The 16,650-nt window shown below is 57.4% G+C and carries 15 protein-coding genes; 5 read left to right on the plus strand and 10 right to left on the minus strand.

Annotation, left to right across the window (positions count from 1 at the left end; genetic code table 11):
• The first annotated feature begins 32 nt into the window (after positions 1–32).
• On the plus strand, positions 33–1,097 hold the full coding sequence (gene queG / locus AC1DWM_RS05645; RefSeq protein ID WP_477794778.1) for a tRNA epoxyqueuosine(34) reductase QueG: 1,065 nt from the start codon (positions 33–35) through the stop codon (positions 1,095–1,097).
• 120 nt (positions 1,098–1,217) lie between these two features.
• Here the strand turns inward: queG and AC1DWM_RS05650 are convergent, their stop codons facing one another.
• Positions 1,218–1,829 carry a trimeric intracellular cation channel family protein gene (locus tag AC1DWM_RS05650; RefSeq protein ID WP_094469417.1) on the minus strand — a complete coding sequence of 204 codons (612 nt, stop codon included), beginning with the start codon at positions 1,827–1,829 and terminating at the stop codon, positions 1,218–1,220.
• Positions 1,830–2,010: 181 nt separating this feature from the next.
• Positions 2,011–2,553, minus strand: coding sequence for an oligoribonuclease (gene orn, locus AC1DWM_RS05655; RefSeq protein ID WP_056746367.1), 543 nt, complete (start codon positions 2,551–2,553; stop codon positions 2,011–2,013).
• Between the two features lie 107 nt (positions 2,554–2,660).
• On the opposite strand from orn, the gene rsgA reads away from it, so the two are divergent.
• The 4 genes from rsgA to AC1DWM_RS05675 all read left to right on the plus strand — a co-directional run bounded on the left by rsgA (position 2,661) and on the right by AC1DWM_RS05675 (position 5,758).
• Entirely contained in the window at positions 2,661–3,692 is a 1,032-nt protein-coding gene (gene rsgA, locus AC1DWM_RS05660; RefSeq protein ID WP_008153263.1) for a small ribosomal subunit biogenesis GTPase RsgA, read from the plus strand.
• A 211-nt stretch (positions 3,693–3,903) separates the two neighbouring features.
• Positions 3,904–4,311 (plus strand): TIR domain-containing protein, encoded by a 408-nt coding sequence (locus AC1DWM_RS05665; protein ID WP_477794779.1) that lies wholly within the window; start codon positions 3,904–3,906, stop codon positions 4,309–4,311.
• A 2-nt stretch (positions 4,312–4,313) separates the two neighbouring features.
• On the plus strand, positions 4,314–5,273 hold the full coding sequence (locus tag AC1DWM_RS05670; protein ID WP_477794780.1) for a caspase family protein: 960 nt from the start codon (positions 4,314–4,316) through the stop codon (positions 5,271–5,273).
• The gene (locus AC1DWM_RS05675) at positions 5,273–5,758 is read left to right on the plus strand and encodes a toll/interleukin-1 receptor domain-containing protein (protein WP_223520154.1); all 486 of its coding nucleotides are present in this window, start codon (positions 5,273–5,275) and stop codon (positions 5,756–5,758) included. Before AC1DWM_RS05670 ends, AC1DWM_RS05675 begins: the two co-directional genes overlap by 1 nt.
• A gap of 42 nt (positions 5,759–5,800) precedes the next feature.
• On the opposite strand, the gene AC1DWM_RS05680 is transcribed toward AC1DWM_RS05675, so the two are convergent.
• The 8 genes from AC1DWM_RS05680 to motB all read right to left on the minus strand — a co-directional run bounded on the left by AC1DWM_RS05680 (position 5,801) and on the right by motB (position 16,546).
• Complete coding sequence (locus AC1DWM_RS05680; protein ID WP_223520153.1) at positions 5,801–6,070, minus strand: hypothetical protein; 270 nt, start codon at positions 6,068–6,070, stop codon at positions 5,801–5,803.
• Positions 6,071–6,262: 192 nt separating this feature from the next.
• Positions 6,263–6,697 (minus strand): hypothetical protein, encoded by a 435-nt coding sequence (locus AC1DWM_RS05685; RefSeq protein ID WP_223520151.1) that lies wholly within the window; start codon positions 6,695–6,697, stop codon positions 6,263–6,265.
• Positions 6,698–7,211: 514 nt separating this feature from the next.
• On the minus strand, positions 7,212–7,847 hold the full coding sequence (locus AC1DWM_RS05690; protein WP_477794781.1) for a hypothetical protein: 636 nt from the start codon (positions 7,845–7,847) through the stop codon (positions 7,212–7,214).
• Positions 7,848–8,134: 287 nt separating this feature from the next.
• Positions 8,135–9,088, minus strand: a complete 954-nt coding sequence (locus tag AC1DWM_RS05695) for a hypothetical protein (RefSeq protein ID WP_223520147.1) — start codon at positions 9,086–9,088, stop codon at positions 8,135–8,137.
• Positions 9,085–12,372: a toxin VasX gene (locus AC1DWM_RS05700; protein ID WP_477794782.1), complete on the minus strand. Its 3,288-nt coding sequence runs from the start codon at positions 12,370–12,372 to the stop codon at positions 9,085–9,087. The genes AC1DWM_RS05695 and AC1DWM_RS05700 overlap by 4 nt, the downstream gene beginning before the upstream one ends.
• Positions 12,369–13,202: a DUF4123 domain-containing protein gene (locus AC1DWM_RS05705; protein ID WP_477794783.1), complete on the minus strand. Its 834-nt coding sequence runs from the start codon at positions 13,200–13,202 to the stop codon at positions 12,369–12,371. Before AC1DWM_RS05705 ends, AC1DWM_RS05700 begins: the two co-directional genes overlap by 4 nt.
• Positions 13,199–15,268: a type VI secretion system tip protein TssI/VgrG gene (tssI, locus tag AC1DWM_RS05710; protein ID WP_477794784.1), complete on the minus strand. Its 2,070-nt coding sequence runs from the start codon at positions 15,266–15,268 to the stop codon at positions 13,199–13,201. The genes AC1DWM_RS05705 and tssI overlap by 4 nt, the downstream gene beginning before the upstream one ends.
• A gap of 234 nt (positions 15,269–15,502) precedes the next feature.
• A complete protein-coding gene (gene motB, locus AC1DWM_RS05715) occupies positions 15,503–16,546 on the minus strand; it encodes a flagellar motor protein MotB (protein WP_477794785.1) in 1,044 nt (347 codons plus the stop codon).
• Between the last annotated feature and the right edge of the window lie 104 nt (positions 16,547–16,650).

The following is a 16,650-nucleotide window of genomic DNA, read 5'->3' on the forward strand; positions in this document are numbered from 1 at the left end:
ATACGCACCTCAGCTCCGGTTTCTCTCGCCTCATGCCCGCTATTACTACAGACCTGCCCGCCCTCGCCCAATCCATCAAGGATTGGGGTCGCGAGCTGGGCTTTCAGCAAGTCGGCATCAGCGGCCTGGACCTGGCCGAGCATGAGCAGCACCTGGAGCGCTGGCTCGCCGCCGGCTACCACGGCGAAATGGACTACATGGGCGCCCACGGCAGCAAACGCTCGCATCCGGAAGAACTGGTTCCCGGTACCTTGCGCGTGGTTTCCCTGCGCATGGACTACCTGCCCGGCGACACGCAAATGGCGCAATTGCTGGCTCAGCCGGAAAAAGCCTATGTGTCGCGTTATGCCTTGGGCCGTGATTACCACAAGTTGATCCGCAAACGCGTGCAACAACTGGCCGATAAAATTCAGGGTGAGATCGGCCCGTTTGGTTTCCGCGCGTTCGTCGACAGCGCCCCAGTGCTGGAAAAAGCCATCGCCGAACAAGCCGGTCTCGGCTGGATCGGCAAAAACACCTTGGTTTTGAATCGCAAGGCCGGCAGTTACTTCTTCCTCAGCGAACTCTTTGTCGATCTGCCGCTGCCGGTCGATCCACCTCACACCACCGAACATTGCGGCCGCTGCACCGCGTGCCTCGACATCTGCCCGACCAATGCCTTCGTCGGCCCTTACGTACTGGACGCCCGGCGTTGCATCTCGTACCTGACCATCGAACTGAAAAGCGCGATCCCGGAAGATTTACGACCACTGATCGGCAACCGGGTGTTTGGTTGCGATGACTGCCAGATCGTCTGCCCATGGAACCGCTTCGCCCGTCCGTCCGGCGAAAGCGACTTCAAGCCGAGGCACAATCTGGACAATGCCGAATTGGCCGAGCTGTTTATGTGGGACGAGGACAAATTCCTCAGTAGCACCGAAGGCTCGCCGTTACGCCGGGCTGGTTATGAGCGCTGGCTGCGTAATTTGGCAGTGGGGCTGGGTAACGCGCCGTCGAGCATTCCGGTGCTCGAAGCGTTGAAGGCGCGCAGGGATTACCCGTCGGAGTTGGTGCGTGAGCATGTCGAGTGGGCGTTGAAACAACACGGACTCCTGTAGCAGCTGCCGAAGGTTCGGGCCGCGTTCGGACGTTCGATTGCGTAGCAGTCGCCTTCCTGGAAAGCGAGTCCTGCGGCCTCGGACGCAGCCTTCGGCAGCTGCTACAGGGGCGTGGAGACGTCAGGCTTCGTCGTTGTAGACGAACTTCGGCATTTCCCAATGGAAACGAATTGCCAGCAGCCGCAGCAGAAAGCCACCAAACAGCGTGATCAAAATCGCCTGTTCACCGGGTAATTGCAGGTAGATGCAGAGCATGTAGCACCACGCCGCCGCGAACGAGACACTGGCGTAGAGCTCTCGGCGAAAGATCAGCGGGATGTCGTTGCAGAAGATGTCGCGCAGGATACCGCCGAATACGCCGGTGATCACGCCACTGACCGACGCCACCAGCATGCCATGGCCCATTTCCAGCGCGGTCATGCAGCCGATCAGGGTAAACGCCACCAGGCCCACGGCGTCGAGCACCAGAAATAGTGAGCGCAGGTGGCGCATCCAGCGCGCAGCGAAGACGGTGAACATCGCCGCGATCGAGGTCAGCACCAGGTATTCCGGGTGTTTGACCCAGGTCAGCGGATAGTGCCCGAGCAGCACATCGCGTACCGAACCGCCGCCCAACGCCGTGACACAGGCGATCAACACCACACCAAACCAGTCCATGCCGCGGCGGCCGGCAGACAGCGCACCGGTCATGGCTTCAGCGGTGATGGCGATCAGGTAGAGCATCAGCAACATGGCGGCGGTCCTTGCAGAAAGGCGCGCAGTCTACTCACTTCATCGACGCCCCAAAAGAGGGCGATCATTGCGCAGGACCGCGTTGCCTGTATCGCGGGCAAGCCATGCGCCTACAAAAACAGGGCGTACACCGCTTCTGTAGGAGCATGACTTGCCCGCGATGGCGTCACCCGAGGCGCTATCAGAACTTGATGAAGTGCTTGCGGTAGTGCTGCAGCTCGGCGATGGATTCGCGGATGTCGTCCAACGCCAGGTGGGTGCTACCCTTTTTGAAGCTGTCGCGCACGTCCGGCGCCCAGCGAGCGGCCAGCTCTTTAAGGGTCGAGACGTCGAGGTTGCGGTAGTGGAAGAAGCTTTCCAGGGATTTCATGTGCGTATAAAGGAAGCGACGGTCCTGGCAGATGCTGTTGCCACAGATCGGCGACTTGCCCTTGGGCACCCACTGCTCCAGGAAAGCAATAGTCTCGGCTTCGGCTTCGGCCATGCTGATGCGGCTGTCGCGCACGCGCTGGGTCAGGCCCGAGCCGCCGTGTTGACGGGTGTTCCACTCGTCCATGCCGGCGAGGATTTCGTCGCTGTGATGGATAGCGATCACCGGACCTTCGGCCAAGGTGTTCAAATCACTGTCGGTGACGATGGTAGCCATCTCGATGATGACGTCGGTATCAGGGTTCAGACCGGTCATTTCCAGGTCGATCCAGATCAGATTCTGCGGGTTTTGCATGTGTCGGCTCCTAGGCAATGCTGCGCAGTTTAGCCTAGGCAACCGGCGGGGCGTGCTAAACTCGCGGCCGTTTTACCTAATCGCTGCATTCTTGATACGGAACACCCATGGCCAAACGCCAACTCAATCGTCGTCAAAACTGGCGCATCGAAAAGATTCAGGGCGAACGCGCTGCCCGCGCCGCCAAACGCGAGTCCTCGGCTGTCGAGGCACTTGAGGGTGGCGACCTGGGTCCGGAACAGACCGGCCTGGTGATCGCGCACTTCGGTGTACAGGTTGAAGTCGAAGCCCTCGATGGCGATTTGGCCGGCCAGGTATTCCGCTGCCACTTGCGCGCCAACCTCCCCGCGCTAGTGACCGGCGATCAGGTGGTCTGGCGTGCCGGTAACCAGGGCATCGGCGTGATCGTGGCGCAACTGCCGCGCAAAACCGAACTCTGCCGTCCGGACAGCCGTGGCCAGCTCAAGCCTGTGGCCGCCAACGTCGACATGATCGTCATCGTCTTCGCCCCGCTGCCCGAGCCTCACGCCAACCTGATCGACCGTTATCTGGTTGCTGCCGAGCACGCCGGTATCCGGCCGCTGCTGCTGCTCAACAAATTCGACTTGATCGATGAGCAGAACGCCCCGGCGCTGAACGCCTTGCTGGCGGTGTACCGCACGCTCGGTTACCCGGTACTGGAAGTGTCGGCGCATCACGGCAACGGCATGGAGCAACTGCAGGAGCAACTGGACGGGCGCATCAGCGTGTTCGTCGGCCAGTCCGGCGTCGGCAAGTCGTCGCTGGTCAACAGCCTGCTGCCGGAAGTCGAAGCCCGTGTCGGTCCGTTGTCCGAGCTGTCCGGCCAGGGCACTCACACCACGACCACCGCGCGATTGTTCCACTTCCCTGGTGGCGGTGAGTTGATCGACTCCCCGGGTATTCGTGAATTCGGCCTGGGCCACGTCAGCCGCGCCGACGTCGAAGCCGGTTTCATCGAGTTCAACGACCTGATCGGCACCTGCCGCTTTCGCGACTGCAAACACGACCGCGAACCGGGTTGCGCCCTGCTCAAGGCCCTCGAAGAAGGCCGCGTGCAGCAGCAACGGATGAACAGCTACCGCTCGATCATCGCCAGCTTGCCGGAAACCAGCTACTAAACAGACGTGCCGACCGCCCCGACTCTGACGGGCGGTCAGCCGCTTGTTGCACCCCACAAAACATCCCGCCGATTAAACGTCAGACACCTCTGTAGGACTTCCGCTCGCCCGCTTGAAGGACCCGTCTCTTTAACCGCGCAGGCCTTGTTGCGCCCTCTCAAGTGCATACATTCAAGCCCTCTTCGCATTCCGGCGATACCGAGGGACAACCATGCAAACCTATCATTTGTTCATCAGCCATTCGTGGAACTACCCCCACGCCCACGACAATCTCGTGCGCCTGCTGAACGCCAAACCCGGCTTCACATTCAAAAATTTTTCAGTGCCGACGGACAACCCGATCACCGACGCGCAGACCGACAAACAACTGGAAGCCGCCATAGAAAACAAGATCCGGCCCTGCTCGGCAGTGCTGATCATGGCGGGGATGTATTCGACCTACAGCAAGTGGATCAACAAGGAAATCGAGATTGCCAAGCGGATGGGCAAGGTGATCATTGCGGTCAAGCCGTTTGGGGCAGAGCGGATTTCCACCGTAGTGCGTGATGCCGCGCACGCCGAATGTGCGTGGAACACCAACAGCATCGTCAACGCCATTCGCCTGCACACGGCGGTGTAACCATGCGCAAGGGACTGTTCATCGGCATTAACCACTACACCCATGTGTCGCCTTTGAGTGGCTGCAACAACGACGCGATGGCCATGGCCTCGGTGCTCGAACGCCACGCCAACGGGCGCCCCAACTTCAGCAGCAAGGTCCTGACCTCGGCGGAGGAAAACCTCACTCACACGAACCTGAAGCAGCAAATCCAGAGTCTGTTTTCCGGTGATTGCGACGTGGCGCTGCTGTACTTCGCCGGTCACGGCCAGTTTGATACCAGCATCGATGAAGGCCTGCTGATCCCGCAGGATTTCGGTCAGGGCGTCGAAGGTATCCGCATCAGCGACATCCTCAACTGGGCGGAAAACGCCCCACACATCAAAAACAAAATCATCATCCTCGACTGCTGCCAGGCCGGCGCGGCGGCCGCCATGCGCGGGTTGCGCGGTGGCAGCAGCGTGATCAGCGAAGGCATGACCATTCTCACCGCCTGTAAAAAAGACCAGGTGGCGCTCGAAGGTCGCGGCCACGGCGTGTTTACCGACCTGTTGCTGCAAGCACTGCACGGCGGAGCCGCCAATGTGCTGGGCAAAGTCACCCCCGGCAGCGTGTATTCGTTCGTCGACAACGCACTTGGGGCATGGGAACAACGACCGGTTTTCAAGACCAACGTCTCGCAATTTGTGCCGCTGCGCGAAGTCACGCCGCTGATTGCCGAAGAAACCCTGCGCAAGCTCAAGGACTGGTTCCCGGAACCTAGCTATGTGTTCCCGCTGGACCCCAGCTACGAACCGACCGAGGCCGCGTTCGATCCCGACAACGGCGAAATCTTCAAGCAACTGCAAAAGTGCAACCGCCACAGCTTGATCGAACCGGTCGACGCCGAGCACATGTACTACGCCGCCCTGCATTCCACCGGCTGCCGCCTGACCGCCCTCGGCGCCTATTACCGCGAACTCGCGATCAAGGGACATTTCTGATGCCTGTGTTTATCAGCTACCGCCACACCGACCGTGCCCATGCGATGGCCATTAACACCCGCCTGACGCAGGCAAACATCAAGACCTACCTCGATGTGCTGGACGCGGAATCGCAAACCACTGAAGACATCACCACCGTCATCACCCGCAACATCACCGAATGCACACACCTGATGGCCGTGGTTTCGGAGCAGACTGCGCAGTCGTGGTGGGTGCCGTTCGAAATCGGCGAGGCGACCATCAGTAATCGCCGGATCTGCTCGTACAAGATCGGCCCCAGCGCGCTACCGTTGTACCTCGATAAATGGCCGAAGTTGAGCGGTGAGAACGATATCAACTTCTTTATTGATGCCTATCGCGAGGAGCTGGTCTCCAAGCGCTCAATAGGACTGGAGTCGTTCAGCGAATCTGTGCGCGGCACTTACCGGCGTGATGCCGAACTGTTCCATGACCAGCTCAAGAACCGAATTCGACGGGGTTTCTGACAGGCATAAAAAAGCCGCGATCATTTCGCGGCTTTCTGGTCTTCAGCGTGCGGCTTTTTCCAGCCTCCAACCCAAGGCGTCCAAGGCGTCACAGCCATCCTGAATCAATATATGTGCAGCATTGGCGAAATGCTCCAGATCGTGACCTTCGGCGTCTTTGACACACAGGCAGGTGACGCTGTTGAGCAGATTCCGGCCGGCTTTGATTCGGTGAACGGCGGCTTCGAAAAGGTCAGAGGTTTTGGCTTCTGTATCGATATATAGCGTCGGGCCGACGCTGAAGTTGCCTTGGAGCGGGTGGTACTTAGCCATGGGTCAAAATTCCAGATAATTTCGAGAGGTTTCATCTTTGTTTCGACCGGCTAAGATCGGTCACCGAACTGGCGGGGCGACATTGGAACTATAAACATCTACCTACATGATGAAAACCCCACTCGATAATTTCGGAAAGCTCCTACAAATCCACCTTGAGAGAAATCAACACGACTAAAAACAAACCCCAATTTAATAAATTATTCGAGATTGAGCGCAGTCAACAAAGTCTTCCGGCGCAATCATATTGCTAAATGAAAATATCTGATTATCATTCAATTCAATGATGAGAGAATCGAAAAATATATTCCTTGTGACTTTTATTTTTAGTATCTCCTCGCTACGAATTAGGACCCGACGACAGTAACCAGCAGCTTCATCACGAAAATCCAGCCCCTCAGAAACAAGTTCAACAGTGACCATTCTGTCGCGCCACCCAAGCGTAAAATATGAAAATAATATTATATTCATCAGAACAGACAAGACTAATACTCGACCCAGTACAACATCCTCTAAGTAAAAAAGCGGCTCCAACATAAACTTAATCACTGCATAGGTTGGAACCAAACTCACACAAGCCCACGCTCTGACTCTCAAACCCACACGCTCATTCCAAATCACCCGCATAAAGACTTCACTCCCTATCAAACAGATTTAAAACCATTCGACCTCCGTTCAACTCATCAAGTCCACAAGTCGCGAAGAAGGGCCATTGGCTTTCAGGCGTTCAGTGACAACTTTCGGCCACAAGTTGCGAGAACGGCGTTTGGCAAGGCTGTAGGTGAATTATTGAATGCGACAGGTGGGGTAGAAGCAAAGATCGAGCACTAAGCCCAATACATCTATGCCACGTAAAAAATTTCTGCCTCCGCTCTCTTGCTTCGTGTATCGAGATAGGGCGCGCCAGGAAGCGCGGCGGCGTCGTGGGGAATGCAAAATTCTAGGAGCTAGCAATTGAAGCGCATTAACAGTGGTACTGCACGTAATAGATCCACAATTAAAAATCATCGTAAACACTCCTTCAATCCAAAAAACCTTAACCAAAACAGAAACAGAAACAGAAATAGAAATAGAAATAGAAATAGAAATAGAAATAGAAATAGAAACTACGACTGCTACACACATGATCATAACGACCAACTCACACCTGAAACTCCCTTAGGTTTCTTACCGGGAAATTCATTTCACTCAACGATAACGTAAAATCATTTAAAAAATTATTTAACGCTACCTTCTTCAAAGAAAAAACAAATCGAAGCTGCTTTCCGTCATTTGTTTCAATTACAACACCACGATCCCGAACCAAGAACCACCCATCTTGAACATAGCCCGAAACGGATCTAATGCCGGCGATAGATAGCACGTGTATAAATCGCTCTGAACCCACCGACATTTCAACAGAAACACCTGCCGAGCTGAAACAAACATTCAAGACTCTCTCAGCGAGATTACTATCGATTGACTTATCCTTACTCTCAGACCACTCTACAATCACAATGACCACTGTAATAATGAGAAGAAACGCACCCATACCAAATATTGAATACGCAAAAGCTTCAGAATTCATTGGCACCCAAAAAAAACGCACAATGGCGGCTACAAACACAATAAACCAAAACATCACATAGGTAGTTGCAACCATTAACCGCCACCAAAAAGAGGACATTATTTTATATACAGCCTCAGATGACGCTTGAGGATAACGATAGGCTTTCTCGATATATCCAAATGGAATTATCACACTCACTTCAACTTCTCCACCGACAAAATCAGTCAACAAAATTTTTTAAAACAAAAAATTAACGTACCCCCAACTACTGCACTTCATCCCACTGCCTGTCCGACCTCAAAATTTTATAATCGCCGCTCCAATACCAATGAAAAAAATTGGCACCCTTCTCGGGGGACATAGTTATGACAATTCGTCGACTTTCCTTGGAAGTCATTCGCTGACAGGTGCTACAGCGCCACCATGTAGGCGTCATCTAGCGCCAAGGACGGAGTGGCATGTAGCGGCTGAGCGGGCTGTTTTGATTAGATCTCTGCAGCATCGAGTACTCGCCTTCAAGCTAACTCTCGCTCGGCGTGAGCGACTAGTTCAGCCTCGCGTATGGCAATGGCTTCTTCCAGCTCCGGGGAACGTTTAGCCCACTGTTCGGGTCGCAAGGGTTTTGACCACTCGATGATCTCGGGATAGGGCAAGTCGGGCGGCGGCGACAACTTCCACTCTTGCAACATCATTGCGAGCGGAGCACCCAGGAGCACGGCCCCCGTTACCAGCCACAACGCCTTGCCAACCTCCTGCGCGACCAAGTGCTGTCTGATGCCGTCGAGATATGCACAGCAAATGCCCCAAAAGACGCTTCTACCCCGCAGCTTTTCTCGTCCGCCCTCAAAGTCATTTGTGATCGGCAAAACCTGCGGTCCAATCTCCATGTAGCTGCGCATGCACTCCCACAACGCCATGGCCGTGGTACCGCCACCACAGTTGAAGCCTATGGAGAAATGCTTGTTATCTTCCTTGGCCAGTGGGTCTGGGTTTTCGAAACCGATGACCAGCAAACCCGTTGTGGCTTTACCAGCTTGGCTGACCGACGACTGCTGGGTGGCGGCGGCGGTCACGGTTTCCCAAGGGACGATCCAGTACTCGCCGTCGTCGCGGGGTACGCAGACTTCTCGGCGTTGGCGGTTGAAGCGCATGGGGAGAGGCACGTCGCGGAAGAGGCCTTGGATCAAAATCAAAGAAGGGATACCAATGATGATTAGCGCCCCAATCCAGATCATTCCAGGGTCAGGGGTGAGGTAACCCATAAGTACAAACACCATCAGTGTTGGCCACATCACCATCACCGCCGAACCGATGCTGTAGTTACCAATATCAAGAAACACCTCGTTCTTGCGCCAAATGGTGTTGAGGACGTCCTGTGGTCTCTCCCCCGTGGGAATGGGCAATGGCGCCAAATAGTCATTACGCGAAAACATCCGTTTTTTCGTGGTGCCTGCTGGTGGCGTGCTCATCGTTTGTCCTTGGGTTGCAGGTAAATGGCGCCAGGATGGTCCTCGCCGAGTGGGTAATTCGGCACCCGATCCAGTTCGGGCGTCGGGTCCGCCCACAGCGCGATCACGCCAGTGGCGTTATTCAGAGTAAACGCAAGCCCTCGCTCGCCGCCGATAAAGGAGCGAGCACCGAGCATTGCGATCAAAGGCGTGCGATAACGCAACCGCAGGGAAACGGTACCGGGTGACGTGCCCAACACATTTGGCAGCGTGTTGAAGGGGCCGCTCAGACGTAAACCCTGACCTTCCTTGAACGGTATCCACTGACAGGCGCTGCTGGACAACCAGTGAGGTGTCATGTCTCGCCAAGGTCGCGGCGGCTTGAAGTTATCAGTACGGCTGTTTTTGATCAGATCACGGTAGCGCTGGGTATCCACCGGGTCGCCGACCATGCTCAGTTCCAAGTAGGCACTGTCGGGCTCGGCACCTGGCAAGTCGATGGTCAGGGCCTGGATGGCACTGACGAAAGCGAGGCCGGAAGAGCTATTACCGGTGGTCGACTCCGAGCGGCTTTGCATGCTGACCCGGGGCGCATACAGGATGAAGTACAGCTGGTCGAGTTCGTCCTCTTGGGCTTTGGGCGCGATTGGCTCCAGATCGACAGCCCGGGCTTTTGACCAGCAGCAGAAGTTCAGGAAGTTTTGCAACGGGGTTTGCTGCAAGAACGTGGCGATCAGGTGCAGCACGCCCAGCACGAGAATGATCCAGTTCACCGGCCCCATGTACAGCGTGTAACGCAAGATGGCGGCATCGGCAGTTATTGAACCTGCCAAGGCTCTGCCGGTTTGGGCCATCCCCAACAATGCCTGAGCACCAAACGCCCCCACCTGACCAGCGACCATGATCTGACGCATCTCCAGCCACGGATCGACTCGGCTTTGGGCGTTTTCCAGTTGTATTTGCAGGGATTGAAATTCGTTTATTGCTGCACCGGTGGAAAGTGCACCAATCACCCCACCAAAAAGAGTAAGTGTTGGTGCAATCCCGACCCGCCCATCAGGCAGCCGTAAGGACATTTCCTTAACCCCAAACCCCTTCCGCACCTGATTATCAACCACCGCCACCAAAGCGGCCGCCGCATACAACGTCGCCGACACCGTGTCATTCACCCGCCGACTGTCCATCCCCTCCAAAACCCCGGCCTTACTCAAATAACTATGCGCATTCAGCACGTTCACCAACAACGCCGCCAACGGCACCACCCCACCGCTGTTGGCCACAACAGGCGAATTAACAATCCGTCCCACACGCCCCGCACCAATAGCCTTACCGGTCGCCTTCGCCCAGTCACCCAACGCTTCGGCCTGTTGCCCCAACAACTTCCACACCTGCCGGCCGCCCTCAATCACGAACTGCAAACGCGCGTCACTGCCCAGACGGGCGCCAACAAAAACCCCCATCCATGAACCACTGATGGAGCCTTCCCCCTTGAGCAACAACAACGAAGCCGCCAGTCGATTGACCAGCACACTCCATTGGCTGCTCGCATCGCGGGCCATGGCCGCGATGTCGTCCAGAACCCCTACGCTCAACGGCGCCAGGACCTGATGGGTGGCGCTGATGTTGTCGTCGGCCAATGCCGCCATCAACTCGCCCAGTCGAGAGGTGTTGTTAACCGCCGCATCGATCGACGGCGTCCAGGCGTTGAACAGTTGTTTCAGGGCACCGCCGTCGACGGCTCGCACGTAGTCGGCGTATTGCTCGGCGCCTTGGGCGCGCAGGCACTGGGCGGTCAGGCAGCCGGTGGCCAGTTCGGTCAGCCAGTGGCGCGTCGTCAGATCGGAGTAATCGACAAACCAGGTGCCGCTGATCGAACGCTTGAGGTACAGGCCCCGGTCGGCGAACAACGCGGTGTGACGCTGCTCGATCTGCTGGTAGTGCGCTGCTGCCGTCTGCGCGAACCAGGTGTTCATGGCATTGAGGTCGATGTATTCACCGACCTTGGCACTGAAATGATGATCGTTGAGGTGGGCATGCTTTTCGGCGCGGTACTCGCGGACGACGAATTCCACTTCGCTGTACAAGTCCGCCGGAATAAAGGCCCGCACCGGCGCGACAATGGCTGCAATTCGCGCATCGCGGGCGGCGACCTCGGCCTGCGTGGGCTGGCCACCGTACTGTCGGGCCTGGGTTTCAGCCTTGAGTTCCTCATCCAGCCGATACTGGGTGTCGAGCATGACTTGGCCCTGTTCGGGCGTGAGGGTGATGTCGCGTTCCTTGTAGCGGTAGCTGATGGACCCCGCCAGTTCGGCGCCATCTTCGCTGATCAGGCTGCGTACGAACCCGCCGATGCTCAGTCGCAGATTGTTCTCGCCCAACCATTTTTCGTGACTCGCCTCTATCCACTCCTGTTCGTGATTGATGTCACGCAACACGCCCAGGTCGTCATCCAGACAGACGAAAACGGCAAACAAGCCTCCGGTTTTTGCCTTGGCGCTGTCCAGCCAATCCTGAGTGCCCTGCGCGTCCCACGCCACGGCGCTCCACTCGCCCGGCGGCTGATCGCTGGCGCCGGGGTGTTGGGCGATAATTTTCTCGCGCTCACGGGCGCGGTGCATGGCATGGGTGTAGGCCTTGATGTTGGCCGGGGTCGGGGCTTTCATGACGGTTTCGCCCAGCGCGTCGGTATCCTCGGCGCTGCGTTGCGAGTCAGCTTTCATGGACTGGGCGAAGGTGCCGGGGATCAGCTCAGCCATGACCTCAATGGCTTTTTCCAGTGGCGGGCAATGCTCGGCTTGCAGCTCATTGGCCACGGTGCGCAAGGCCACATGGCGCATGTGTTGACGACGCTTGGCGCTGCTGTCACTCAGCGCTTGGCGGTGTTCCGGGTTCAGGGGGAACTCGCTATAGAGCATCCACGCATCGTGGAGCTTTTCCAGAGTCAGCCCCGTCAGGGTGGCGTCCAGCACCGGAGTGGCATCGGCTTCCAGCGCCTGCTCTTTGAGCTGGCCATTCGGCGACACGGCATACCGTTTGAGGGGGCCGTTGGCCTGCCACAGATAAACAAACCCCGCACGCAAACGTCGGGCCGCCATGGGTCGGCTTTGCGTGGTCACGCCTGGAACACAGCAAGCGTTCCCGGCTTTTTCCTCAGACACCGCATAACGCACCGGGACCACGAACAATTCGTTTTGACTGGCCGGGCACGGCGCAAGCGTACTGTTGATGTCGACGTGAGGCTGAGCCTTGGCGGCGCGTTCAGCCTGAGCGTCTCGGTCGAGCCTCGCCAGTTGTTCTGCGCTCATTGGCGGAACTCCTTGTCGGTGAGCTGCTGACGCGTCAGTTCGGCATTGAGGTTATCCAGCCGTTGCTCGGGCGAGACGCAGGGCTCGGCCAACAGGTTTCGGTAAACGGCGTGCTCAGGTGCATCGGGAAAGTCAGTGCCCAGCACCGCGTGGAAACGAGCCCAAAGCAGGACTTCATCGATGGCGCTGTAACCGTGACGCGCGGCGGTGTGCTGGCAGTGAGACGCCCACTGCTGCAGCGCAATGGAATCCAGCCCCTGCACGTATTCACAAAAGTACTGCTGGCAATGCTCAATCAATTGTTGAGCGAAGCGTTGCCGTTGGGCGGTGCCCAAGTGCTCCAGTTGCTCCGCAGACAGGAACAACCAAGGCTCCCGCGTATACCGTGCAGCGGGTTGATCCGGGTTTTCCTGCTGGATATCCAGCTCCGCAAGCCGGATTAACCGCACAGGCCCCATCAAGCGATCACGCTCGCCGACGGCCAACGGCGCCAGCCACGCTGCCGTGATACGAGGGTCGTGGTAACGGAACAAGACCGTGACCTCCCCTTCGATACGCACGTGAATCAGGCTGCGTAAATGCTCAAGCACGACCGCTTCTTGCGCCTCTGACTCCAGCCAGATGCCACACGTCGTGTTCCACTCCTGAAAAAACGCCTGGGCCAGCGGGCTATTGGGAGAAACAGACACCAAAACCGGGCCGACCTCTTCCAATGAGGCAAAAGCGGTCTTTTGGTAAAGCGATTGGAATGTGGTGCTCCCCAGCGAAAACAGACGCTCGGGCAGACGTTCAATCTGGGCGCGATCCAGCAGCAGGTAAGCCTGACTCATGCCGATACCTCCGCCAGTTTTTGACACACGGCACAGATCGGTGCCGCCTGTTGCGCCGCCTGAGTCAATGCCAGTTTTTGCGCGGCCAGTGACGGCGCAATCAGCGCCTCTGGTGCCACGGGGATCAATGAGCGAGCAGGCTCCGCAGCGATCCCGGCCACCGGCGCCCCACCCTGAACAATGGCCACGCTGCTGAAAATGCCGGCGGCGTTGATCACGATGTGCTGACCGCCACACTCAAGCGTCAAGCTCGAATCGCCCTTGATCACCACATGGCTGGCGGTGACATGAGCGTGAGGCCCTGCCTGAATTACCAGCGTGCCCTCTGCCGTCGTGCTGCTGTTGCCGCTGATGGTGATCAATTCATTGCCGCCGATCACGGTGTTGCGCGCACCTTCGGTGGTGTGCAACTCGTCGCCCTTGATCAGGCTGGCGCTATGGTGGTCGACCTGTTCGAAGCGGTCGTTGCTGATCAGGCTGTGGCTGTCACGGGTGATCTGTTCGCGGCGGTCGTTACCAATGTTGGTATCGCTGTCGTTGAGGATCAGCTGTTCGAGGTCGCGTTGGGCGCGCAGGTAAATCTTCTCCTGCCCCGCGCGGTCTTCAAGCGACAGTTCGTTGTAACCACCGCTGTACGGGGAGCTTTGGCTGCGCAAGACGGTTTTGGTTTTGTGTTCGGGCAAGGGGTATGGCACCGCATTGACCTTGTTCGGCGCGCACCCGGTAATGAACGGATGATCGGGATTGCCGTCCAGAAAGGTGACAATGACCTCCATGCCGACACGCGGAATCGTCATCGCACCGAAATGTGGACCCGCCCATTGCGTCGAGACGCGCAGCCAGCAGCTGCTTTTTTCACTGTTGAGCTCGGCCCGGTCCCACGGCAGCTCAATCTTCACGCGACCATACTCATCACAGTAGATCTCTTCGCCGGCAGGTCCGGTGACGCGGGCGGTCTGGCTCACCAGCAGCGTTGTGCGTGAGCGCATCGGCGGCCGGTAAATCACGTCCCATGGCAGGACGCTGAAGCGGTTGCGATAGCCTTGGGTGAAGCCGTCTGCGGGTTGGACGTCGCTGGTGATGGCTTCTTCCAGTGACTGCGGCTGTTTTCCGGAATGCGTCACGCGGAGCAACAGCCACAAGTCGTTGCGGGCTTGGCGGGGGTGATTGGTCAGGTCAAAAAAGTGCCCACTGCGCAGGCTCGGCTGATCGCTCTGGCCCTCGATCAACTGGTAATCGGTACGGTGGCGTTCCAAGTCCTGGCGAACATGTTGTTTGCCGCGCTGTTCGTTATCGAGCAGAACCCGGTAACGGTAGTCTTCAAGTTCAGGCGTAAACTCGGCCGTGAAGCGGTTTTCCAGCAGCAGATTCGGGCGTTGGAAGTCGTAGTGCCGGCGGGTGGTGGTGCTGGTGCGGGTGCTGAAACGCATCGAGAACTGGCTGACGACCGGTTCGTCAGCCACCATGCCGGAGTCCTGTTGATAAGCGGTTTCGCCCAGTTTGGGAAACCAGGTCTGGTCGTCAGTGAACACCAGCACATGGCCTTGCGGTGAATGCTGAAAATGCCACGCGATGCCGTCTTCGGCGCACAGGCGCTGGACCAGCTCGTAATCACTTTCCCCATACTGCGTGCAGTACTCGCGCTCGGCGCTGGTACTGACATGGAAGGTAAACGCATCGGCCTGAATGCCGTGACCTTTGAGCACCTTGGTAATGATTTGCGGCACGGTCAGGTGCTGGAAAATTCGTTGGTCGTAGCTGAACTGCAAATAGTGCAGCACGGGCACCAGGGTCAGCTGATAGCGGGTCAGGCGTTTGCCGGATTCGCCGACGAGCACGTCTTCGATGCGGCCGTGAAGACCTTCGCCGTGATGACCGAACTCTAGAAAGGCGGGCTGACTGAGCAGGCTCTCGATATCGAAATCCGGGTTTTCGCTGACCAGCTCAACCTGGATCGCGTACAAGGCGCTGATGGCCTCGACACCGTCAAAAGCGAGGACTTTGAAATCATTGCGAACAGCAGGGATGTGCAGCGTGAAATGCGCCGTATTGGCCGAACCGAACATACGCTTATCCTTAAGCAAAGAGGAAATGAAGCGCGATGTCCAAACCGTCCATGGTCTGTGCACGCGAAATGGGCGCGCACGGTACCAACGGGGGGCAATGCATTGATGTCGGGCAACTCCGCAAAACGCGTAAGATCTTTCCCGACCTCAGATCGACGCGGGAGAATGGCCGACAATCTCCCTCACAAACGACAGGCACAAAAAAGCCGACATCGCTGTCGGCTTTTTTGTGGGTCACTGCTTCGGCGGTTCAGCCGGTTTCGGTGCCGGGTTTTCAAAGATATTCAAACGCTCGCGAAGCTCATGGGCCGGCAGCGGTTCTTTATCCGCCGGCAAAGCGTTCGGATCAACTGGCTTGGCCGGCACTTCGCCCGGACCGCCCTGCCCTTGTACTGCGGGGGCTGGTGCCGGTTCTGGCGCAGGTTCTGCACCTTGCGAACCTTCAATGGCCTTTTGGGCTTTCTTGGTCAGTACCACGATGTCGATGCGGCGGTTGACCGGATTGAATGGGTGCTCACGATCGAACAGCGCCGACGAGGCATAACCGACCACCCGCGCCACCTGCTGCTCCGGATAACTGCCGGCGACCAGCGCACGGCGGGCGGCGTTGGCACGGTTGGCCGAGAGTTCCCAGTTGCCGAAGTCACCAGTGCCCGAGTACGGCTTGGCATCGGTGTGGCCGCTGATGCTGATCTTGTTCGGCACCGCTTTGATGGTGTCGGCCATGGCCAGCAGGATGTCTTCGAAATACGGCTTCAGGCGCGCACTGCCGGAATCGAACATCGGGCGGTTTTCGGCGTCCATGATCTGGATGCGCAAACCGTCTTGAGTAATCTCGAACAGGATCTGGTCCTTGAATTTCTGCAACTGCGGATTTTCATCGACCTTGTTCTGCAACTCTTGCAGCAACAACTCCAGGCGCTCTTTCTCAACCTGCTCGGCCAAGCCTTCGACCTGTTCGGTGTCGATGGTGACGCGGTCTGGCTGCGGCTGCGACTTCACTTCGGGGTTGAGGGTTTTCTCTGGCGCCAGGGTCGGAGAGCCGCCCAGATCGATGATGTACGGCGTGCCACTTTCGGTAAAACCGACCGGGTCTTTGAAGTAACCGGCGATGAGGATTTTCTGTTCCGGTGTTGCGGTGGACAGCAGCCACAGCACCAGGAAGAACGCCATCATCGCCGTCGCGAAGTCCGCGAAAGCGATTTTCCAGGAACCGCCGTGATGCCCGCCCGCGTATTTCTTGACGCGCTTGATGATGATCGGCTGGTTATTTTCCATACAGAGTGCTCTGTCTCACAAATACTGTTCCTTTTTGACGGTGCCTGTTGTCGCCATACGGCGTTGCCGCTCCTCGCCATAGCGAGCTATGACTCGTCTCGGCG

It is taken from the genome of Pseudomonas sp. P4_C8 (assembly GCF_056401975.1).